We start from the raw sequence: 24,822 nt of genomic DNA, 5'->3' as shown, positions 1-24,822 counted from the left end.
GTAATGAGTCTAACGACTCATTACCGGCTGTTGCCATTTCAACGACTTACTCGATCTCGTCAACGTCTATATGCTCCGGAATAACAATGAATACCGCGGTGCCCTTGTGTAGATTTCTGCTAAGGAATACTCCGTATTCCTCACCAAATATTAATTTAATACGTTGGTTTAAGTTTTTTAACCCAATATGCTTTTCTTCCAAATTAACCCCGCTTGCCATGCTTTGTTGAAGCTTTTTCAGCTGAGCGTCAGGTATCCCTTTGCCATTATCGGAAACGGTGATCACAATGCCATCCGACGTACGCAGCCCCGTAATAATAATCTGACCTGGGCTTCTAGTTGGAATAATGCCGTGCTGGAAAGCATTTTCCAATAACGGTTGAATGGAAATCTTTAAGATGTGGCAAGTCAGAATACTTTCTTGGATTTGCCATACGACATCGAATTTATTCGGATACCTGGCCTGCATGATCTCCACATATTGTTTGGCATGCTGCACTTCATCCTGGATTTCGGTTAAAGGATTGTCTGTGTCCAGGCTGCGGCGCAACAGATCGGAGAGCGATGTTACCATATGAGACACGGGATTATGTCCTTTCGTTAACTCGATCGCCAAATATTTAATGGTTTCCAAGGTGTTGTATAAGAAATGTGGTGTCGTCTGATTCTGTAAGGCGATCGTTTGCGCTTTACGTAAGGAGTGCATACGCAGCTGCAGCTCTTGTTCTAAGCCTTTCTTTGCATCAAGGGTTCGGAAGATTGAATTGGTTATCGTTCTTACCTCATTCCATTTACTTTTCTCGGTTGATGCCATCAAGGGTTCCAACTTCTCCTGGTCTTCAATCATAGACATAATTTGATTAACTGGTGAAAATGTCTTGATGGAGATCACTAACGAAACAATCAAGACAATCATTGTGCCAATGCCAAAAAACACATACAAAAAGGCACGGAGATCTTTCATTTTTTGTTCGTAATTTTTTAGCGGTAACAGTGAGATATAGGTTAGCCCTTCTTCCCCTGAGGGAAGCACGGAGAGAATATATTTTTGTCCATGAATGGATTTAATGGAAGAATGAGGCCCACGAATATCGCTAAGGACATCTGCCGCTTTCAGAAGATCAACGCTATGGATATTGGCCATGAACTCATTACGATTCTGGCTGTACAAGACGACATCTCCATCGACGATATACGTGTTTTCGAATTGTTCCGACGTTTGATTTAAAAATTTAGAAAGCTCTTCGATATCAATATTAGCAGTCACCGCACCAATCTTGGTTTCATAGAGGTAGGCAGGCCGTGTAAATGAGATGTAGAACGGATAAATATCATTCCGTTTGCGAAGATCACGGTAGGACGAGTTTTTTTCTATTTTTTGATACACATTATCGGTCCAGGTCTTGTCATCAAACTCTAATTGGGATGAGTCTAGTCGATTGGAAAGCACGTAATGATTTCGCTCCGAGAACACGTACAAGGAATCAATATACTTAAAGGAACGAGTGTACATGGAGATTTTATCATGAATGGATTTCATATTGGCCATAAGATTGTTATTGGTGATATCTGTTAACATGAAGGCTGAAACATCATCTTGATAGATCATCTCCAAAGACACGTGGTCCATTTGTTTGAAGATATTATCGATACTATCCTTCACACGGTAAAGGGAGTTCATGTTAACTCCACTTACTTCCGTCTCTATGGCCTTATTCATCTGAAGATACATAACGACGCTTAACCCAGTGAATGGAACGATAACCAGCAGGAAAATAAGGATTAAGCTCTTGATAAAGAGACTCTGAAACTTGTACATCCGGACGGCTTGAATTAAATTACGGTTTGTTTTCATGATCTGCACCTTTGGAAAGCAGGCTTTGTTGACGAATATAATCTTTAGGACTAACACCAGTCGTTTGTTTGAACAAGCGGGCAAAGTATTTACTATTGAGATAGCCTACTTTTTCCGTTATCTCATGAATTTTATACTGGCGGGATTCCAATAATTCAATCGCTTTCTGAATGCGCAATTGGGTTAAATAATCAATATAATTGATGCCTAAGGCTTGTTTGAAAATTCGACTAAAGTAAATGTGATTTAAGAATACGTGATTAGCAACCTCTTCCAGTGACAAGTCTCGATGATAGTTATCTAGGATATACTTCTGCGCGGCGTCGACGATCAGCTTTGCATTGGTCTCTTTGGAAGTCACATTGAGAACCATGAGATCGCTAATGTATTGCTTGGCCCACTTGCGGATCTCCTCCAGATCATTGATCTCAATGACAGCATGATAATTGTGAGAGGTCTCATGAGGTATCTTTCCAATCAATCCCCGATCAGAATAATTGCGAAATACCATGGCAAAACAGTCCATCATCAAACGGTGAACAAAAGAGACAGGCAAATCGCGAAACTCGTCAAGGAAGCGATCAAGTAAACTCATCGTTTCCTCCGTTTGGCCGTCTGTTACATTCGCAATGAATATCTTGTACTTCTCAAGCAGCTTCTCATATTCCATCGGCTCCAGTCGATCTTTACCTCGGGTCTCTTCATAAACCAGCTTCAAGGGTACACTAAACCGAGCCAACTCAATAAGGTTATTGAATGTCGCTGTCAGGTGATATTGAATTACGATATCAAAGTTATGTTGAATTTGGTGAATAATGCCATCAAGCTCCACGATTAACTGCTCGCGAAGCTCGTCTTGGCTTATTGAATGGGTTGGAAAGGCAATTAATTTCAGACCATGATAATCATTGAAAACAGCTTTATATAGGAAATTGGCATTCTCAGCATGAAAAATACTTTTTAATGAATAGGTTAGTTTTTCTGGTTTTATGGAAAGCTTCTCTGGTTCATACAGCTTCAATTCAAATAATGCGCAAGGGCAATGGGCAGGATCTAATGAAAGGGATAACAAGTTAATTCGTTTATGAAGCTCATCCTTGTTCCTTAATGCTCCCATAACTAGATCAGTATAAAATTGCTCTTTCAATAAAGGAAGAAGTTCATGGAAGCGAACAGTTTGCTGGTGTTGATTCATATGAGTACTCTTCTGTTTATCTAACTTTTGCTTCAAGCCCTGGAAAACATCCGTTATTTCATCGTATTTCGTCGGCTTTAACAAATAATTCTCTACATTATAAGTAATGGCTTGTTGCGCATATTCGAAATCTTTATATCCGCTAATGATAATGACACGAATGTGGGGGAAATGCTCGTAAATATGCTTGGCCAACATGAGTCCATTGATCTCGGCCATTCGAATATCGGATAAAACGATGTCAACCTCATGAGTTTGTAAGTATTCTATAGCCTCTTTACCGTCCTCGAAATCAGCAACGATTTGAAATCCTAGTGATTCCCAATCTAGGAAATGCTTAAGTCCCCTGCGCACAATCTCTTCGTCGTCAACTAAAACAAGCTTATACATGGAATTTCCTCCTCTCGATGTTCTCAGCTCATTATAGCTCAGATTTACATGGTTATAGGAGCCATTCTTAAGTGGGAAAGCGCAATTAGTTGAAAAAAGTGACTTTAATTGCTTTTAGTGCCCTCCCATTTGTCGAATTACGCAACATAGTAACCGTTTCTTTAATTTGGCTCCCTATTCAATTATACCCCTATTTCGTAAAATTAAGTTACGAGGAGGGGGAAGCAATATGAGAGATACAATAGCAAACAGCATACAGGAGAAGCCAATAAAGATCTCTAAGTCCTTGAGGGGCAATTCATTTAAAAGATTAGTTAAAGAGAATATAGCATTATTCGCCTTAGCTTTACCGGCCATACTATATTTCATCGTCTTTCACTACGTTCCAATGTTCGGTGTCGTTCTAGCATTTAAGGACTATAAATATAGTGATGGCATCTTCGGGAGTGCTTGGAGCGGGTTTGAGAATTTCAAATATTTCTTCACATCCATGGATGCTTGGCGAATTACCAGAAATACAGTAGGGTATGGTGCAGTATTTATCGTGTTGGGTAATATAGCAGCCGTCACAGTTGCACTACTACTGTTTGAAATTCGTGGGAAATTCGCATTGAAATACTATCAAACGACGATTATTATGCCACGCTTTTTATCATGGGTTCTTGTGGGGTATATGACATATGCGTTATTCAATCCGTCACTAGGTTATTTTAATCAAATGCTCACATTCTTCGGATTCGAATCCATAGACGTTTATTCCAATTCCAAGTATTGGCCTTATATTCTCGTCACAGTCGAAATCTGGAAGCATGTTGGATTAAGCTCCATCATTTATTATGCAGCACTAATGAGTATTGATCCGGAGTTATTCGAAGCCGCGAAAATCGATGGTGCAGGAAGATTGAGACAAATAAGAACGATTTCACTTCCTTCGCTTACACCGGTTTTAACCATTATCGTTATTTTGGCTATCGGTAATATTTTCAGAGGGGATTTCGGATTGTTTTATCAGATCCCAAGAGATATTGGCGTGCTGTATCCAACAACCGATGTCATTGATACATATGTATATCGGGGATTACGAGTAGGGAACTTTGGAATATCGGCTGCTGTTGGTTTGTTCCAATCTGTAGTTGGACTAATCTTGGTCATTATCAGTAACTGGGTTGTTACCAAATTAAAACCAGAAAACGCATTATTTTAACGTCGTTACATCAAGATAAGAAGGAGGCGAAAGAATGTCTAAGTCATTCTCTGCCAATATCGGCAATCGGTTGATTCATCTGTTTATGATTTTGTTCAGTTTAGCGTTTGTCATTCCCTTTATTCTTGTTATCGCGGTCTCTTTTTCAAACGAAGACATGATAATGAAGTATGGCTACAAGATCATTCCGATGCAGTGGGATCTTACAGCCTATAAACTGATATTCGGGAAGCCTGAACAAATTCTGTATTCGTACCTAACAACTTCCGTACAAGCAGTTAGTGGCATGATTCTAGGATTAATCGTGATGTCCTCATGTGCTTATGCGCTCTCACGAAGTAACTTTAAGTTTCGTAGACCGATTGTCCTGTTTATTTTCTTCACCATGCTGTTTGGTGGTGGGTTGATTCCAAGTTATATTCTCATCACGCAATATCTTCATATCAATAATACGATTTGGGTTTATATTCTCCCAACTTTGGCTAATGCATTCTATATCATCATGTTACGCACATTTTTTCAAGGTTTACCGGATGCTTTAGTTGAATCGGCCAAAATGGACGGTGCTAGTGAACTTCGCGTCTATTGGCAAATTATTCTCCCACTGTCTAAGCCCGTCCTTGCAACCATTGGATTGTTCGTGCTTCTGGACAGGTGGAATGATTGGTTTACATCCTTGATTTATATCCGTAATGAGAAACTGTATACATTGCAATTTCTGTTGCAGCGAATCTTACTGGAAATAGACTTCCTTAAAAATCAGATGACGTATAATTTGCCTGCTGATGTGGAAGTCAATTTATATAAGCTGCCATCTGAAACCCTTCGGTTCGCTATGGCGATTGTTGCAGCAGGACCTCTGTTGATGGTGTTTCCATTTTTCCAGAAATATTTCGCAAAAGGACTTACGGTTGGAGCAGTAAAAGGCTAGTTACCTGTTTATACCAAGTATGAAACGATAGCTTCGTTTCATACTTGTATAATATAATTTTGAGCAGAATATAAGGGGGATAACACGTTGAAATCTTTTAAAAGTTTGTTCAGTAAGACAATTGTTCTTAGTATGGCTACAGCTCTAATCATATCTGGTTGCGGTAAAACCGATACAACCAAACCAGCAGCAAGTGCAGATGCAACGTCAACTGCAGCTACAAAAGAAGCAGCAAAACCAGTAACACTTAAGATGGTAACGATGGGTGCAGGTAAGCAAGCTGATTCTCAAGAGGTTTGGGATGCATTTAACAAACAATTGGAAACGCTATTACCAAATACAAAAGTAGAATTTGAAGCTGTTCGTCAAACAGAATTCGCTGATAAATGGAAGTTGATGGCAGCGTCATCAGAGCCGATTGACATTGCATGGACTGGATTTGTGTTAGATTATGCAGGCGAAGTCAACAAAGGATCTTACATCGAGTTGGATGCATTGCTTGAAAAATATGGTCAAGATATCAAGAAAGAGATTCCAGGTTGGGTTTTAGATCGTGCTCGTGTGAATGGTAAATTGTATGCGATTCCAAACTATCAGCAAGCAGTAGATAACCGTGTAACGATGCGTGTACCGAAAGAGTTTGTTGATAAAGGATATATCGATCCTAAGGCAGCACAAGACACTTTCTACAAGAATGGCCCGATTTCGAAGGAGTCCTTTGGTGTTATTGAAAGCTACCTAGAGAAATTGAAAGCGAACAACCAATTACGCAAAGGGTTTAGCCCGAACGTACTTATGGCTATGATGAATCACAATATCCTAACACCTAACTTTGTTTTGACTGGTGATCTTAAAGATCCGAAGAGCTTAAAAGTAGTCAATCAGTACGAAACACCAAAAGAGCAGTTGTTTGTCAAAACAATGGCTGATTGGTATTCAAAAGGATACATCCGTAAAGAAATTTTGAGCTTACCAAATCAACGTCAAGATGAAGGCAAACCAGATGGAAACATTGCTTGGTTCCATACTTTAGTTGGCGACACTGAAGCTATCTCGAAAGCAGAAAGTACTGCAAAAGGCTTCCCGATTCAATTAATTCCAATGGAAGAAAAGTATGTTATTTCAGGGTTGTCTGACTCTACTAACTATGCAATTTCCAGAACATCCAAAAATCCAGAGCGTGCTATGCAGCTTCTAAATCTATTGGATAGCAAAAAAGGTAAAGACTTGTATAACCTTCTTGTTTATGGTATCGAAGGCAAACATTACAAGAAAATTTCCGAAAATAAAATTGAAACAATTGGTTACTCAGGTCAAGGAACTGCAGACTCTAAGTATGGTCAATTTAGATACGCTATGGGTAACACTGCTAATACTTGGGAAACTCAAGCTGATCCAGAGAATTTCTTGAAAATTTGGCAAGATGCTAATGCCGCTGCAACTGTGTCTCCATTACTTGGTTATAAACCAAATGTTGATGCAATTAAAACAGAGCTAGCACAAATTGCTGCAGTTGTGAAAGAGTATGCAGGTACTACAGCAGCAATGGTTCTTGAATCAGGAGCACTTGGCGCTGACACAGACAAAAAATATGCTGAATTCATCGATAAAATGAAAAAAGCAGGTTCAGACAAAGTAGTAGCTGAACTACAAAAACAAGTTGATGAATACTTGAAAACTAAGAAGTAATTCGTAGTAAAGACATTCTATAGAAGGGAGTCATTGCTTGCTGTTAGAGCAAGTAATGACTTCTTTTTATATGTCTATTAATCGGTGGTTAATTATTTCAATACGCGATGACAGCGCTTACATAATTCGATTCGGAGGTAATGAGAATGCTTCAAGCAAGTGCAACTAAGACTCGCAAATGGATGGCCCTGGTATTAGCGTTGCTAATGATTTGCACGCCAATTTTATCGATTCCGTCTAAAACATTTGCAGCGGCAGCAACAAGCTACTACGTTGATGGTACAAACGGAAACGACGCTAACGATGGTTCTTTAGCAGCACCTTTTCAGACCATCCAAAAAGCCGCTTCTGTGGCTACTAGCGGCGACACAGTCGAGATTAAGGCTGGTGTTTACCGTGAAACTGTTACACCTGTAAGTGACAATGTAACATTTAAGAATTACAACGGTGAAAAAGTTATCATGTCCGGCGGCGACGTGGTGACAGGTTGGACAGAAACCGCAGATGCTGGTATTTTTGAGGCTAATGTGTCTTGGAATTTTGATAGCGGTAACGGCAACATTGCATTTTTTACGGATTCGACTGGTAACCCTGTATCCATGAGCCCAGCAAGATTTCCATATATAAAAGACAGTGAACTCTTAATCAAGTCAAAGTATGGAAAATTTGTAAATGCTTCAAATGCAGATGTTGACCCATCGGGTACTGTGAATGCAGATGGACAATTTTTAACGTATGACAACGAGTATGTTCGTGGATTTACTGGCATGACAGCGAATGCTTGGACAGGTGCACTCGTTTATGCATCGTCAAACAATGGATTCTCTGCACAGACTGGTGAAGTTATTAGCAATACGGCCAATCAAATCAACTTTAAGTGGCCGCTATCTGGATACACACCAAAATCATTTGGTGTGGCAAGTGGTATGTATCTTTCTAACAGCTATCAAGCTCTTAAGCTTATTGCTGGCGCGGCTACAAAACCATCGAACGCAGCAGTGTGGTATAAAGATGTTGCTGCCGGTAAGTTGTATGTGTACTTAACAGATGCTTCCGCTACGGTTATTAACCCAAGTGGCGGTCAAGTTGAGTTCAAAAACAGAGAGAATGTTTTTAACTTAGAGGGGCTTTCAAATATTACCATTCAAGGTATTAACATTCGTTCTGCTGGAGTGAACTTTAAAAACTCTCATGACAACACATTCAAAGGTGCTGTTATCGAAAAAGTAGATTCCTATAACAAACTTTTTACAATGAGTGTGCTTACAGATGGCCTTACCAAATCGTTTGAGTTAGATGGCTATAACAACACGGTGCGTGATTGTGAAATCAAAGACATGTATGGTTACGGCATCAAAATGTTGGGGCATGACAACAAGGTAATCAACAACAACATTCACGATGTTGACCTTTTTGGTTATTATCAAGATGGTGTAGGTATCTATGGCTACAATCAGCTGGTTAGCCACAACGAAATCTATAACGTGGGTCGTGCAGCTATTGGCGGTAAGTTCCAAAGCTCCGTCATTCAGTACAACAAAATGCATGATACGATGAAGATTTCTTACGATGGCGGTATCATTTACCTTGTAAACCATGACTTTGACCGTTCAGAAATTCACCATAATATTCTTTATGATGTGCCTAACTCGGCAAACGTAGAGGGTATCTATCCTGATAACGTGTCTGGAAACTTAAAAGTCTATGACAACATTGTCTACAACACTAAAGTTGCTATGCTTTTTAATACGCCTAATGAGCGTATGATTATTGTAAACAATACAATTCACAACTCAAAAGACAATAGTTTAAGCTCCTGGGGCGACCCTGCTGACCAACTTGAAACTTTTGGAACTGTAATCAGTGGCAACATCTTTGGTGGCGCATTTGCCTCCCAAACGGCAGGTGGAGCAGTTGAGCAGTATAATACTACGGGTACGAATGCTGTTATTGGCGCAATTTTTGTAGACCCAGCCAATGGCGATTTCAGACTGAAAACACCAGAGCAGTATCGAAGCATAGAAATTCCAGGTGTAACAGATGGACACACGACTGGTTTTGCTGTACAAGGCGCAGTTCAGCCAGGAGCAGTGTGGACTGCTGGCTATGATATGGCGAATGCTTCGAACATTAACCCAACTTTCCAGTTGAAGAATTTACCTTATCAACAGTTGCTAAAGAACGGCGGTTTTGTGGACGGATTGGCTAATTGGACTACCGTAGGTTCTCCATCTATCATTACACATAACGCATGGGATTTTAGAAACGGTGGACAAAAAGCCCAAGGTATGCTTATCAAAGATGGCTACACAGGTGCAGTCCTAAAAAATAACGAACAGATTTCCCAAACAGTTACTGTAAAGCCAAACACCACGTACACTGCCTCGCTTTGGGGTAAGGTAATGGGTGAACGTAGATACTATACAGATGCAATTCCAGTCACACCAGCAACCGCTCCTGCTTCTTTTAGTTTCCGTAATTCAGAAGGCGCATTTATTGCAGGTTCATCTGTTACACTAAAATTCCCAGGTGTTGAGTTTGCAGCTGGTGTAGACAAAGTAATGTTTGGTACTGCTTCTGAAACCTCTAATGTTGGTAAGATTGAGATGTATAACGGTGACCCAACGGCAGGTGGCGTGTTGATGGCTTCGCAGACACTGGGTAGTAATGTGGGTTGGGGTTATAGGGCCATAAATACGCTGACAAACGTACCTGAAGGCGGTACATCAGCGGATATTTACTTGAAGTTTACAAACACAAACACAGCGACTATGGCACGTACTTGTATGTTTATGGACTTCGTCGTATTTAAACAAACGCCAGTAGCAGCCACGGACTATCTTGAATTGGGCATTACTGGGCTTGCAACGAATCCTACTGCAAAGCAAGCAACGGCTTCAACCTTCGGTGTCGCGGGTGCGACAGCCCGCCCTACACATAGTATTACTTTTACAACTGGAACGAATGATACCAGTTTGACTTACTATGTGAAGAAAAGTGGTACCAACACGTTAAGAGGCTACATTGACGAGTTGGGATTATCAGAGAATTCAGCTTACACCCCTGTCTATCCAGCGGGCAGCACATACTTTAATGGCTTTGAAGATTCATGGCATCCTGCTAACTGGACTTGGGGCTTGGGTACGCCTCTTCTCGATTCAATGATTAAGTCAGAGGGTAACTATAGCTATAAACTAGATGGCTCTGTAGACAAAAATGCAGTCTATAGAGTATTAAGCTCATCTTATGCAAAGGTTGCAACAGTAGATTTCTATGACGACATGGCGGTAGGCAATAAGAGCCTTATTGCACATGTTGACAGCAGTGGTGCAACAAACTTTGATAAGATTGCTAATATGTTTGGCGCAGGTATCCACACTGCAAATTCTGCAACGAACTACTCGATTACACTTGGCACAGGTGTGTGGCAAACGTCAACCGTTCCTCGTACCCCAGGTTGGCACACGCTGACATTTGATTATTCATCCGGTACTGGCGTGGATATATTTATTGATCAAACTTGGGTAGGGAATTCCAACATGGCTTCTTCTTTTAACACCATTGCGTTGGGAGACTTTTTCACAGGGGAAAACAGCACAGGTAACTTTGATAAGGTGAATGTTGTGGATACAACCACTCTCAAAGGACCTTTGGACTTCACTGTACCAAACAACTTAACAGTGGGAACGGCACTAGCGACAGACACCAGTGCTGTAGTGAACTTTGTACCCAAAATCAAAGGCGGAAATAATCCGCAGGTAGCCATGAGCGTGACAAATGCCCTTGGTACAAATCAGCCCTTTGCAACTGGTGGTTCGCTTCCTGTTGGTTTGTCCACTATGACCGTTACGGTAACGGATGGGGCTACAGTCATCACGAAGACATTTTTTGTGAATGTTATCCAGACATACTACTTTGACAACTTCGAGAATGATCCAGTAGACATCTCTGGCGGAAAGGCTAACACAACTAACAGTGCAAATCCTACTTTGATGGGACCTTGGAAGGCGAATACTTCGGGAACTGCTGGAATTATAGCAGCAACACCTGCTACGACTTCCGCATTTAGTTATGATGGCTATAGTAGTTATCGCTCTGCTGGTGCTTCCACAAGTACCAATGGCGGCAACTTAAATGCAATTAATCAAACCAAAGCCGGTTGGGATTTCCGCAACAAGGTTGTTACCGCTTGGTTTTATGAGAGCGATCCTACAGCCACTGGTATTAATCAGGTGTTTCAGATAAAAAGTAGTACTGCTCCTACGAACTCTTGGTTCCTTGGGCAGTATTTAAATGGAGCGCAAGGCTCAACATCAAATTATAGTATGCGTACACCGAATACGAAGATTGGTACTACGTTTAACCAGTTTATTCCGACTACTTCTGTAAGAAAAGCAGGGTGGCATCAATACAAGTTCGACTTTACCACATCAGGTAAAGTAACACTTTATATCGATGGTAAGTCGGAACTCACAGAAACACTGACTACCGAAGTTCCCAATTACATTGCCATAGGTGATTTATGGGAAAATGCAGTGACAAAAGTTGTAACCTCCTACTGGGACAATGTAGCAGTTACTACCACATTAGACACCATGGGTCCTGTGATCACACCATCATCCAACGCGACCACATACTATGCGGATACAAATGGTGTAGCTGTTGACAGTGGTATTACCTTTATAGATTTGGATTCCGCCACTATATCCAATACTGCAAAAGTAATGGTAAGCATCGTGGATGGCTTCAAGAATGCAGAAGATGTATTGCAGCTTACCAATGCTCCTAGCACAATGGGAGATATTGCAGGCAGCTACAATGCAACCGCAGGTATACTTACGCTCTCTTCTGCAAGTGGTGCAACTGCTGCTCAATGGCAGGCTGCTTTGCGAGCTGTGCAGTACAAAAACAATGTAACAACTCCAAGTGTTGGATCTCGTGGCTTGAGTATTGTAGGCTATGATGGAATCAATTTGGGAAATGCGGTTAACAAAATCGTTGGTATTTCATTAAACAAGTTACCTATAGTTTCTGACACAACGATTACAACTTCTGCAAACACAGTAGTTAACCTTACTGCTGCAAACTTTGGCTTCAGTGATCCAGATAGTGACGCCTTGGTTAATGTCAAGATTCTGACGTTGCCAGCCCACGGTACACTTAAGTTAAGCGGAACAGCTGTAGTGGCAGATCAAGTGGTTCTCGCAAGCAATTTTGCCAACTTGACTTATACACCAGCTACAGATTATGTAGGAACAGATGGATTTACATGGAATGGTTTCGATGGAAATCGCTTCGCGAGATCAAGCGCAGCAATTCAAATCAATGTTACAGCTCCTGTAACAGGAATATCTTTGGATATCACAACAACAACTATAACGGTTGGAGGAAGTGATGTTACCTTGACGCCAACAATTTCACCAATAAATGCTACAAATCAAAACGTAACATGGAGTTCAAGCAATCCATCCGTTGCTACAGTGACAAATGGCGTTGTTCATGCAGTTGCTCCTGGAACTGCAATGATTACAGTAACTACAGAAGACGGTGGATACACGGTTACAAGTGAAGTGACAGTAATCGCTCATACGATCACGGCAAGTGCTGGAGATAACGGTTCGATTAGCCCGGACGGCAGCGTTACTGTGAGCGAAGGAACAGACGCAACGTATACGATTACACCAAACAGTGGTTATATGGTCGATACGTTGACCGTAGACGATGCAAGTGTAACATTAACGGGCAATACGTACACATTTACTAACGTAATGAGTGATCATACGATTAATGTTACGTTCAAGCAAGTGCCGGATATCACACCTCCGGATATCGCAACATTGTCAGCTGACGTTACAGCGCCAACTAATAAGGACGTTATCGTAACGATCAACTTTCCATCCGATGCGACGGGTAAGGAGTACAAAATAGGAGATGACGGCGAATGGACGCCGTACGGCGCTCCAGTGGTAGTTTCCGAAAACAGCACGGTTTATGCTAGAGGAACGGATGCTGCGGGCAATGTTTCGAATGAGACGAGCTACACGGTCAGCAATATCGATCACATAGCACCTATTGATGCAACTTTGGCTGTAGATACATCAGACCCGACCAACCAAGGCGTCACTGTAATGATCAGCTACCCGGCAGACGCTTCGTTGATGGAATATAAAGTGGGAGCAAGCAGCGCGTGGACAGTATACACAGGTCCAGTGGTTGTTTCCGACAATGATACCGTGTTTGCAAGAGGAACTGATGCAGTAGGAAATGAATCGAATGTATCCAGCATTACGGTAAGCAACATTTATAAGATAGCTCCTGTAACCACCGCGACGTTAAATCCGGCTTCGCCTAACGGCAAGAACAGCTGGTACACAACGGATGTGATCGTAAACTTATCCGTAAGCGCAAGTGTTTACGGAGGTTCCGTAACAACGGAATACCAAGTGAATGACGGTGAATGGAGTGTTTACACCGGCTCTATTCCATCTTTCGGTGACGGAACATATAAGCTCGGATACCGCAGCAAGGATCAGGCAGGTAATGTAGAACAACTCAAAACGGTCGAATTTAAAGTTGACAAAACAGCCCCAGCGCTTTCCATCCAGCTGGATAAGACGTCGATTTGGCCAGCGAATCATACAATGGTTACGATCAATGCCACGCTGAATTCTAGTGATACTACATCGGGCGTTGAATCCGTGGTATTAACATCCATAACGAGCAATAAACCAGATAGCGGTCAAGGTGACATCCAGGCTAATTTCGGTACAGCGGCCACTTCCTTTAGCTTGCGTGCGGAGAAGTCGCGCATCTATACCATCACGTACACAGCAACTGATAAAGCAGGCAACAAAACGGTTTCTACCGTAACTGTCACAGTGCCGCATGATCAATCTGGTAAAAATTAATAAGTAGTTCGATTGAGGGAAGTGGGATTTGTCTCGTACATCTAAAATTGTTACTTTTGGATAACGTATCCCTGTCCCCCTGGGTTAGGATAGTTGTCATAGGCCTCACCTACGTAAAGTAATTTTATATGCTTACATTCTGATGAAGAGCAAGGGCTGCCTTAAAAGGCAGCCTTACTTTTTATTAAATGTTACATAAATCAAATAATAGAAAGAGGCTATCAAACCATGACAATCAAAAACGTACATGTCATATTCAAAACTCACTTAGATTTAGGATTTACAGATTTGGCCGCGAAGGTAGCCGACAAATATATGAATCAATTCATTCCGGCGGCGTTGAAGCTGGCGGATGAGCTTGACAAAAAGGATGGGAGGCCCTCTTTTATATGGACGACCGGATCCTGGCTCGTGGATCAGTATTTGAGAAAGGCTTCTGAAGTGGAAAAGAAAAAGATGGAAGAGGCGATTGCGAAGGGACATATTGCATGGCACGGCCTTCCTTTTACGACTCATACCGAGCTCATGGATCCGAAATTGTTGGAATTTGGACTTGCCATCTCCGGTCGGTTGGATCGGCAGTATGGCAAGAAGACGATTGCATCCAAACTGACGGATGTTCCTGGGCATACCCTTGCCATGGTGCCTTATTTGGCGCGCGCGGGTATCAGGTATCTGCATATCGGTGTTAATCCTGCATGTACCCGGCCGGAGGTACCGGAAATATTTGTTTGGCGCGCGCGGGACGGGTCGGAAATTATCGTGCAATATGCCAATGATTACGGGCAGGTATTCGAACTGGACGAATTTCACGATGCGCTTGTATTTGCCCATACGGGAGACAACAACGGCCCTTCGACCGCGGAAGAGATTCATGCGGAATACCGGCGGTTGGCGGAGCAATACCCTGGGGCTAGCATTCAGGCATCAACTTTGGATCGTTTTGCAGAGAAGCTTTGGGAACGCAAAGATCGGTTGCCGGTCGTTACGGAGGAAATTGGGGATACGTGGATTTATGGGGTGGCTTCCGATCCAATGAAGGTAGCTCAATATCGCGAGCTGCTCCGTTTACGGGATAAATGGCTGCAGGAAGGACAATTGGATATGCAAAGCGAGGAATATATGCAATTTTCCAGCAGCCTTCTCATGGTGCCGGAGCATACCTGGGGCTTGGACGAGAATAAGTATCTGTGTGACTACCGCAACTACGCGAAATCTGATTTTCGATCGGCCAGGAAAGCCAATCGGGTCGACAGCAGCAGCGTTCCAGATAAATTTCAACACATGGCCAAACAGGGTGATAAAGGTTTTGTGCTCCATCAAGGGGCTACACCGGAGGAGAAGCCAGAACTTCGCAATTACTCTTATTTTGAGAGTTCTTGGGATGAACAGCGGGGTTATGTTCGCGGCGCTATTGCAGCCTTAAAGGGCTTGCGAAAGGCAGAAGCGGAGAAAGCGCTTGAACTATTGGTTACTTCAAGACAGGCGGTGGTCCTCGGAACAATGAAGGAATCGATTGCACCTTATCGTAGCATTCAACTTGGCGGGTTCCAAGTTGTCTTTGATCACGAAGGTTCGATTAGGAAATTAACGGACGCGAAGGGAAAAGTATGGGCAGACGAAGCAAATCGTTTGGGCGTGTATCGATATGAAACCTTCAGTTCGGAGTGCTACAACTCATGGCTTCCGCAATATATGATTAAGTACCCTGAAATGCATACCTGGGCGGAACCGGCTATGGCCAAGCCCGGTATGCAATTGGTTGTCCCGAAAGTGCGGCATGAGCTTTATGCCCCCGAATTAGGTCAGCTTTATCTTGTCCGAAGTGAAACAACGGATCAGATTTGGGCAGAGCTAACGATGCCGGAGGAAGCTGTAAAGGATTATGGAGCTCCTGGAAAGATTGCCATTGAATATACATTTTATAAAGATAAGCCAGTGATTGACGTTACCTTGAACTGGTGGGACAAGGACGCTAATCGATTGCCGGAAGCAAGCTGGTTTTCCTTCGTGCCACTCGTCGATAGTCCAAATCAATGGAAGATGGATAAGTTGGGCGAACATATTTCTCCATTAAATGTCGTAAAGAACGGGAACCGGAACATGCATGGCGTGGGCAGCGGAATTTATTACGATGGGGCGGACGGAAGATTGGTCATAGAGACATTGGATTCCCCTCTGGTTTGTCCGGGGGAAAAACGTTTGCTGCAATTCGATAATACGCTTGCTCCGCTCGAGGGTGGTTTTCATTTTAATCTGCATAACAACGTTTGGGGCACCAATTTTAGGATGTGGTTTGAAGAAGATATGAAATTTCGATTCCGTTTGACAATGCAGTCAAACCGGATGTAAGGTGAACTTTTAGTTCAGTGAGTATGGTAATATCTCCTCATGGTAGACAGTGAAAAAGAGTACATGTTATTATCCGTACTCATCTAAGAACCTGACATTTTGAAAAAGGAGATTATCATAATGGTAAATGACAGTATTCAGATTCCTCTTCTGCCTGGTGAATGTTGGTGGGTGTTGACGGATAGGCACTTAACCTGATTCAAGGTCGCGCCGACGATAAATTCGATCCGCAAGGTATCTCTACTCGTGCCGAAGCAGCTCAGGTCCTATACAATTTATTACTAGCTACACAGTCGCTTTAAAAGATATTAAACCGTCCTGATTTTTCTGAGGACGGTTTTTTCTTAAATAAAAAGTTTTAAAATGTCACTTTAGTTGTTTTTCGTGTCTATATTTTGTCGGAAAAAGCAATTTAGTATTCGGATCTTTAATTTGACTCCCTATTCAGCTAAGCACTTTTTTCGTAAAGTTTAGGTATGGAGTTGGGGAATCAAAGAATCGAAAATTGAGGTGGTGCAAAAGAGACGGTATTTTATTTGTGAAATTTTCCAAAAAAACTTCTTGAAAGCGCATACATTTTTGGTAATTACTCTTATTTGAAATGGTATGGAGGTAATTTTATGTATCAGAGAACTGCGAAAAATACACACACAATTATTGCGCTAATGTTAACATTAATAATGATTAGCGGCCCCATTTTATCGATGCCAGTAAGAACATTAGCATCAACTGCAACAAGCTACTACGTTGATGTTACAAACGGAAACGACTCTAACAATGGTCAGTCCACATTGACAGCTTTTAAGACGATCCAAAAAGCTGCCGATATTGCGGTTTCTGGCGACACAGTCCAAATTATGGCCGGTGTTTACCGTGAAACAGTCACACCTAAAAGAGATGGAGTGACATTTCAGAACTACAATGGTGACAAAGTTACCTTGTCCGGAGGTGATTTGGTCACTGGATGGACGCCCACAGCAGATACTGGTATCTATTCGGCGCCAATGTCTTGGGATTACCAAAACGGTTACGGCAATATTGTCTATTACACGGATGCCAGTGGGAATACTACATCGTTGAGTCCGGCAAGATGGCCTAACATCCCAGACAGCAGGATGTTTGATCAGACAAAGTACGCAAAATATACATCAAATCCTAGTAATCCTTCTACAACAAATGGAGGAGCTAATTTACAATTTAACAGTGTTGCGGTTAGTAGCTCGTACACGGTGCCTACTACAATAACAGATGATTTGAAAGGAGCTTTGCTCGTTTCATCGGTAAATAATGGATACGTGGTGTACACCGGTAAGATTACGGGGAACACCGGAAATACATTACAGGTTGAGTGGCCTTACACCGCTACCGGATACTATCCACAAAGCGGCGATCCAGGATTTGGTTTTTATATCACTAACTCTTATAAGGCATTGATTCATGATGTGGCACATCCGGTAAGTGGCGTACCTACAGCAGTTTGGTACAAGGATGTTACGAACCACAATTTGTATGTATCTGTACCAGGTGGAGTGAATCCAAATACTGGGACCATTGAGGCTAAGAGCAGAGAGAATGTTTTTGACTTATCCGGTCGTACAGGTATTACCATCAGTGGAATTAATGTACGTGCTGGCGGTATCAACTTTGCGAATTCCAGCTCCAATACATTCAAGGGCGCTACCATTGAAATGGTCGATTCCACTAACAAACCTTTTGCTGCTGATACAACTTTGAATGGTTTTGTTTCTGGCTTTACATTGGACGGCGACCACAATACCGTTCGCGATTGTGAAATCAAAAATATGTATGGCTATGGGATCATAGTCAAAGGCCATGATAACAATCTGATTAATAATGATATTCACGATTTTAATCGCTATGGACTTTATGCCGACGGTATAAACGTGAATGGGTTTAATCACCTGATTAGTCATAACAGTGTGTACGACGGAGGACGTGCTGCCATTGGCGGTTACTTCACCAGTTCGATATTCCAATACAATGACATACATCATGTAATGAAGGTTTCCCATGACGGCGGTGTGTTTTACGTCTCAAATAGCGATTTCGGCAACTCAGAGATCCACCACAATACCGTACATGATACTCCTAATGGTGAAGGCATTTATTTCGATAATGTGTCCTTCAATGCCGTGATTTATAACAACATCATTTATAATGTTAGTAGGGCTTTACTATTCAACACCCCCAATGAACGTATGATTTTGTTAAATAATACGGTGTACAATTCAGATAATAGTCTTTACAGCTGGGGTGCTCCCTACGATGGAATAGGCTCTTTCGGAACCACGGTCGTCGGCAATATTTTTGCAGCAGGTGGTTACACCTCTCAGACCCCAGGTGGCGCCTTTGAGCAAATAAATACCATAGGTACTAGTGCAGCTCTTGCTCCTATGTTTGTAAATGCTGCTGGCAACAATTTTGCTTTGCAGAACCCGAACAACTCTCGTAGTATTGCGATACCCGGTGTTACAGACGGATTCACTTCCACTACCCCTGTCATGGGCGCGATCCAGCCCGGAGTGACATGGAAAGCGGGAAGCGACTTAGCCAATGCTGCCAATATCAATCCAACCTTCAAGCTTAATAATATTCCTTACAAGCAATTGCTCGTAAATGGCGGTTTCCCTACTGGTGATATGAGTGGTTGGACTACCACCGGTTCTCCTCAAATCGCAATACAAAACGGATGGGATTTTAGAACCAGCGGTTTGATTAGAAGTGGTTCTTACGGTGTTGTCTTGAACGATGGCGATAAGATTTCCCAGACGGTTACAGGGCTGAAACCAAACACCACTTATAACGTTAGTGTTTGGGGGAAGGTAATGGGACAGCAGGTTGTGGCAAGCACCATGGCTGCAGGAAGTGATCCTGTTACGAATACGAAATACCGTGCAATGAATAGTTACATAATTCCTGGAACGACGACTACACTAAAATTCAATCAAATTAATTTTGGGTCCGCTGCGCTGTACAACTCCGTGTACTTTGGTACTGTCGGTAATTCCAGTACCGGCACAATAAAAATGTATATTGATAGCCCTACTGGTACTCCAGTTGCCACGGATGTAATGAGCGCTGACCCAACTGCACAAAATGGTCAATGGTTCTATAAAAGAAGTATACCGCTTTCTTCGGTAACAGGGACGCATGACGTATATTTGGTATTTTCTAACACCAATTCAGCGACCCCTATCACTTGTTATTTCGGTGACTTTACATTATTTAATTCTATCCCTAATCCTGCTACGGACAGCCTTGTATTGGGAGCTAGCGGATTTGATGACAGTGGTACTCCAAAAACATTAAGTAAAAGTACCATAAACGCTGGCAATAACGTTGTCGGTGCAGGAAGTCGTCCAGACAATTTTTCATTTACAACAGGGCCAAACAGTACCAGTGCTACCATATATGCAACTAAAACAGGTGGCGGTGGATTGAGAGGTTATGTGGATGAGTTTGGTTTGGCAGAGAGTCCAATCCCTGCATATCCGGCACCCTACACTTATAAGGATGGTTTTGAAGATCCGACATGGAACCCGCTCAACTGGGCATGGGGACTTGGTAACCTGACTCAACTGGACGGAACCATTTATAATGAAGGCACACATAGCTTTAAACTGGATGGAAATGCCGACCAGAGTGCAATCTACAAAGCATTTGGGACGTTAAACAAGGTTGCCAGTGTAGATTTCTATGACAACTTGTCTGAGTCCAACAACATCATCGCACATGTGGATAATAGCGGAACAGCAAATTTCTCTACGCTCAGCAAAATGTATGGTATGGGAGTTAATACAGACAATTCATTACAGTATTACTCTTATACGCTTGGGACAGGAGCATGGGCAACATCAGGTGTTCATCGTACAAAAGGCTGGCATACGCTGACGTTCGATTATTCATCTAATACCCATGTGGATATATACATGGATAATACATGGGTAGCGGCTTCCAGCGCCATTACTTCTTTTAATACGATTGCATTGGGAGATTTCTTTGCAAATAGTGTAAAAAGCACAGGTAATTTTGATAATGTTTACATTAAAGATACAACGCCCCTTACACCGCCTGCACAGGGGCCTGCTCAATTGACAATTACAGCACCAAACAACTTGACGATAGGAACTACAACCCTTACAGACACCAGTGCGGTAGTGAATGTTACAGTCTTTGCTCAAAATGGAAGCGGTAATGTTCCGGTGACGATGACTGTATCCAACAAGAACGGTGCAAATCAGCCATTCACATCCGGTAGTGCACTTCCGGTAGGTTTATCTACAGTTACCAGTACAGCAACTGATGCTGGTGTAACAGTTACGAAAAGCTTTTTTGTGAATGTACTTCTGACAGACTACTTTGAGAACTTTGAGAATATTCAAGCGGATACCTCAAGTGGAAAGAATAATGGAAATAGCAGTACGAATCCTACAAAACTCGGTAATTGGACAGCTTCTGTTCCCGGAGCAACTCCTGCAGGTTCCTCAGCGATACCTAACACCAGCACTGCTATTAGCTATGATGGCTACCAAGGTTTTGCATCTGTCGCTGCATCCACAGTTCAATCTAACACGAACATGAATGCGATTATCCAGACTCAAGCCGCGTGGGATTTCCGTAACAAGGTTGTTTCCGCTTGGTTTTATGACAGTAACACTACAGCCACTACTATTAATCAGGTGTTCCAGGTGAAAAATATTGCTGCTCCTTCTAGCTCTTGGTTCCTTGGGGCGTTTAATTTCTCGCCACAAGGCTCACCAACGAAATATAGTATGCGTACACCGAATACAAAGATTAATATTAATGGTACGCTTACGCCTAACCAGTTTCTACCGACTACTTCTGCAAGAACAACAGGGTGGCATCAATACAAGTTTGACTTTACCACAGCTGGTTCGGTGAAATTATATGTTGATGGTAATTTAGCACTTACAGATACACGGTCAACAGAAATTCCCAATTACATTGCCATTGGTGATTTATGGAATAATGCATTGTCAAATACTTTAACAAGCTACTGGGATAATGTAGCGGTAACCAACACAACAGACACCATGCCTCCTGCTATTACATCGTCTGGCAATTCGGGCACATTCTATGCTGGTGGGAACGGTGTAGCCATCGACAGCGGCATCACCTTTAACGATCCAGATTCCGGTATTTCCGGAGCAAAAATGCCTAGAAGTACAAAATTCATGGTAAATATTATCAATGGATTTAAAAGTGGAGAAGATGTATTGGAGTTGACCAATGTCCCTTTAACAATGGGAGATATTGCCGGTAGCTACGATTCAACATCCGGCATTCTTACTCTATCATCAGCAAGTGGTGCGGCTCAAACAGAGTGGCAAGCTGCTTTGCAAGCCGTGCAGTTCAACACAGCTACAAACCCAAACGGCACGTCTCGTGGCTTGAGTATTATAGGCTATGACGGTACCAATTTGGGGAGAGCGGTTACCAAACAAGTTAATATTTCATTAAATCATGCACCGGTGCTTACTGACACATCGGTTGCAGTTCCTAAAAACATGGTAAAAAACTTTGCAACTACTAACTTTGGGTTCACAGATCCGGATAACGATTTCATGGTCAGTGCAAAGATTCTTACTCTGCCAACCAATGGAACCTTGAACTTAAACGGAACACCTGTAGTGGCAAACCAAATTGTCTCAGCTAGCAGTATCTCTCAATTAACATTTACTCCGAATACTGATTTTATAGGAGCAGATTCTTTTACATGGCTGAGTACAGATGGCAACCTTTTTGCGGCAACACCTGCGACAATTACTCTAAATATTGGTACAGAGTATACAATCATAGCAACAGCAGGCAGCAAGGGTGTAATCAGCCCGAACGGCAGTGTTACTGTGATTGAAGGAACAACTAATACGTTCACGATCACACCGGACAGCGGTTATATGATCGACACGTTGAAGGTAGACAGTGCGAATGCAACGGTAACAAACAACACCTACACGTTTGCCAACGTAACGAGCAATCATACGATTGATGTTACGTTCAAGCAAGTACCACCAACGGTTCATACGATCACAGCAAGTGCTGGAATCAACGGTGCAATTAGCCCGAGCGGCAGCGTTACTGTGATTGAAGGAACAGCTAAAACGTTCACGTTCACACCGGACAGCGGTTATATGATCGACTCGTTGATGGTAGACAGTGCAAGCGTTACAGTAACGGAAAATACGTACATGTTTGCCAACGTAACGAGCAATCATACGATTGATGTTACGTTCAAACAAGTACCACCAACGGTTCACACGATCACAGCAAGTGCTGGAATCAACGGTGAAATCAGCCCAAGCGGCAGCGTTACTGTGAATGAAGGAACAAACAAAACGTTCACGATCACACCGGACAGCGGTTATATGATCGACTCGTTAAAGGTAGACAGTGTGGATGCAACTGTAACAAACAACACCTACACGTTCACCAACGTAACAAGCAATCATTCGATCGGTGTTACGTTCAAGCAAGATCCAACACAAGTACCACCAACGGTACACACGATCACAGCGAGTGCTGGAAGCAACGGTGAAATCAGCCCGAGCGGCAGCGTTACTGTGAATGAAGGAGCAAATAAAACGTTCACAATCACACCGGACAGCGGTTATATGATCGACACGTTGAAGGTAGACAATACGGATGCAACTGTAACAAACAACACCTACACGTTCACCAACGTAACAAGCAATCATTCGATCAGTGTTACGTTCAAGCAAGATCCTACACAAGTACCACCAACGGTTCACACGATCACAGCAAATGCTGGAAGCAACGGTGTAATCAGCCCGAGCGGCAGCGTTATTGTGAATGAAGGAACAAATAAAACGTTCACAATCACGCCGGACAGCGGTTATATGATCGACACGTTAAAGGTAGACAGTACGTATGCAACTGTAACAAACAACACCTACACGTTTGCCAACGTAACGAGCAACCATACGATTAATGTTACGTTCAAGCAAGTACCGAAGAATGATCCAATACCTGTTCCAGTACCATTACCAGATACAACACCTAAGGACACTTACATTATTAAACCAAACCAACTAACGAACAGCGAAAACGGCAACACGACTGTCGAGATTCCAGCTAATACTACGGAGATCAAACTTCCGGGTAATACGTCCGATCTGATTCAACGTAACAATTTGGAGATCAAATCAGATGCATTAACCCTTTCTATCCCATCCGAGGTGCTTAAGCAATTAACAGAAACACTTTCTGCGGATGAATTAAAAGGTGGAACAATATCTCTGAAGATGGATCCGTTATCCGATGCTGATGCGAAAGAACTTATCAATAAAAGTAATCAGTCTTCGAAAACAGAAAATAAACTAGTCGGCGATGTATATGAATTCAATTTGTCCATTCAAACAGCTGACGGTAAAACGATCAATCTTTCGAAGTTTGATAAACCGATTACGATTGAACTCAAGATTAATCCTTCGATGAATCCGAAATTCGCAGGTATCTATTATATTGCGAATGACGGGAAACTTGAGTATATCGGCGGCAAAGTAAACAATGGTGTCATCACAGCCGAAATCAAACACTTTAGTAAATATGCAGTTCTTGAAGTTACGAAGGCATTCACTGATGTGCCATCCGGATATTGGGCTTCTAATGTAATCAAAGAACTTGCAGCGAAACAAATCTTGGAAGGTACGAGTACTACTACCTTCGAACCAGGACGCAGCATAACGCGTGCCGAATTCACGACGCTTTTGGTAAGAGCTTTGAAACTAACGGATAAAGGCGAAACATCATTTGCCGATGTGAAATCCGGCGATTGGTATGCCGTCGCGGTATCCATCGCAGTGAAGGCAGGGCTTGTACAAGGTAAGAGTGCGACATTGTTTGATGCAAACGCACAAATTACCCGCGAGGAAATGGTCACCTTGCTTCTCAGAGCATATGAGTTCAAGAATGGTAAAGTATCCAATAAAGCCACTCACACTTTTGCAGACGAAAATCAAGTATCATCATGGGCTACTGAATTTGTGAAAACTGCGGCGTCACTTAACCTGATTCAAGGACGCGAAGCGGACAAATTCGATCCGCAAGGCATCTCTACTCGTGCCGAAGCTGCTCAGGTCCTGTATAACTTATTAGTAGCTACAGAGACGCTTGAATAGTTATTTCGAACTAGCATTACTGTAATTATAAAGAATCATCTAAAACCGTCCTGATTTTCTGAGGACGGTTTTCTTTTTAATTCGAGATAGTTCTACAAAATTTCTTAGTTATATAGCA

General features: G+C 42.3%; 8 protein-coding genes. 6 read left to right on the top strand and 2 right to left on the bottom strand.

Features of this window, described 5'->3' with window-relative positions:
* Positions 1-46: 46 nt before the first annotated feature.
* Both AC58QC_RS00655 and AC58QC_RS00650 read right to left on the bottom strand, forming a co-directional pair.
* Positions 47-1,855, bottom strand: a complete 1,809-nt coding sequence (locus tag AC58QC_RS00655; RefSeq protein ID WP_497413283.1) for a sensor histidine kinase — start codon at positions 1,853-1,855, stop codon at positions 47-49.
* On the bottom strand, positions 1,839-3,440 hold the full coding sequence (locus tag AC58QC_RS00650; RefSeq protein ID WP_497413282.1) for a response regulator transcription factor: 1,602 nt from the start codon (positions 3,438-3,440) through the stop codon (positions 1,839-1,841). Before AC58QC_RS00650 ends, AC58QC_RS00655 begins: the two co-directional genes overlap by 17 nt.
* 229 nt (positions 3,441-3,669) lie before the next feature.
* Here AC58QC_RS00650 and AC58QC_RS00645 point away from each other — a divergent pair, with 229 nt between their 5' ends.
* The 6 genes from AC58QC_RS00645 to AC58QC_RS00620 all read left to right on the top strand — a co-directional run bounded on the left by AC58QC_RS00645 (position 3,670) and on the right by AC58QC_RS00620 (position 24,704).
* Complete coding sequence (locus AC58QC_RS00645; protein WP_497413281.1) at positions 3,670-4,644, top strand: ABC transporter permease; 975 nt, start codon at positions 3,670-3,672, stop codon at positions 4,642-4,644.
* 34 nt (positions 4,645-4,678) lie between these two features.
* Positions 4,679-5,575 (top strand): carbohydrate ABC transporter permease, encoded by an 897-nt coding sequence (locus tag AC58QC_RS00640; RefSeq protein ID WP_497413280.1) that lies wholly within the window; start codon positions 4,679-4,681, stop codon positions 5,573-5,575.
* Between the two features lie 87 nt (positions 5,576-5,662).
* Positions 5,663-7,264 (top strand): ABC transporter substrate-binding protein, encoded by a 1,602-nt coding sequence (locus AC58QC_RS00635; RefSeq protein WP_497413279.1) that lies wholly within the window; start codon positions 5,663-5,665, stop codon positions 7,262-7,264.
* A 146-nt stretch (positions 7,265-7,410) separates the two neighbouring features.
* Positions 7,411-14,172 carry an OmpL47-type beta-barrel domain-containing protein gene (locus AC58QC_RS00630; RefSeq protein WP_497413278.1) on the top strand — a complete coding sequence of 2,254 codons (6,762 nt, stop codon included), beginning with the start codon at positions 7,411-7,413 and terminating at the stop codon, positions 14,170-14,172.
* Between the two features lie 228 nt (positions 14,173-14,400).
* Positions 14,401-16,524, top strand: coding sequence for a DUF5054 domain-containing protein (locus tag AC58QC_RS00625; RefSeq protein WP_497413277.1), 2,124 nt, complete (start codon positions 14,401-14,403; stop codon positions 16,522-16,524).
* Between the two features lie 620 nt (positions 16,525-17,144).
* Positions 17,145-24,704, top strand: coding sequence for an InlB B-repeat-containing protein (locus AC58QC_RS00620; RefSeq protein ID WP_497413276.1), 7,560 nt, complete (start codon positions 17,145-17,147; stop codon positions 24,702-24,704).
* Positions 24,705-24,822 lie beyond the last annotated feature (118 nt).

It is taken from the genome of Paenibacillus sp. J22P51 (assembly GCF_059692215.1).
This window is presented reverse-complemented; position numbering and strand designations above follow the sequence as displayed.

Bases quoted from the DNA above. Each gene is read 5' to 3' on its own strand.
- AC58QC_RS00655 (WP_497413283.1), bottom strand. From the start codon at position 1,855: ATGAAAACAAACCGTAATTTAATTCAAGCCGTCCGGATGTACAAGTTT.
- AC58QC_RS00650 (WP_497413282.1), bottom strand. From the start codon at position 3,440: ATGTATAAGCTTGTTTTAGTTGACGACGAAGAGATTGTGCGCAGGGGA.
- AC58QC_RS00645 (WP_497413281.1), top strand. From the start codon at position 3,670: ATGAGAGATACAATAGCAAACAGCATACAGGAGAAGCCAATAAAGATC.
- AC58QC_RS00640 (WP_497413280.1), top strand. From the start codon at position 4,679: ATGTCTAAGTCATTCTCTGCCAATATCGGCAATCGGTTGATTCATCTG.
- AC58QC_RS00630 (WP_497413278.1), top strand. From the start codon at position 7,411: ATGCTTCAAGCAAGTGCAACTAAGACTCGCAAATGGATGGCCCTGGTA.
- AC58QC_RS00625 (WP_497413277.1), top strand. From the start codon at position 14,401: ATGACAATCAAAAACGTACATGTCATATTCAAAACTCACTTAGATTTA.
- AC58QC_RS00620 (WP_497413276.1), top strand. From the start codon at position 17,145: ATGTATCAGAGAACTGCGAAAAATACACACACAATTATTGCGCTAATG.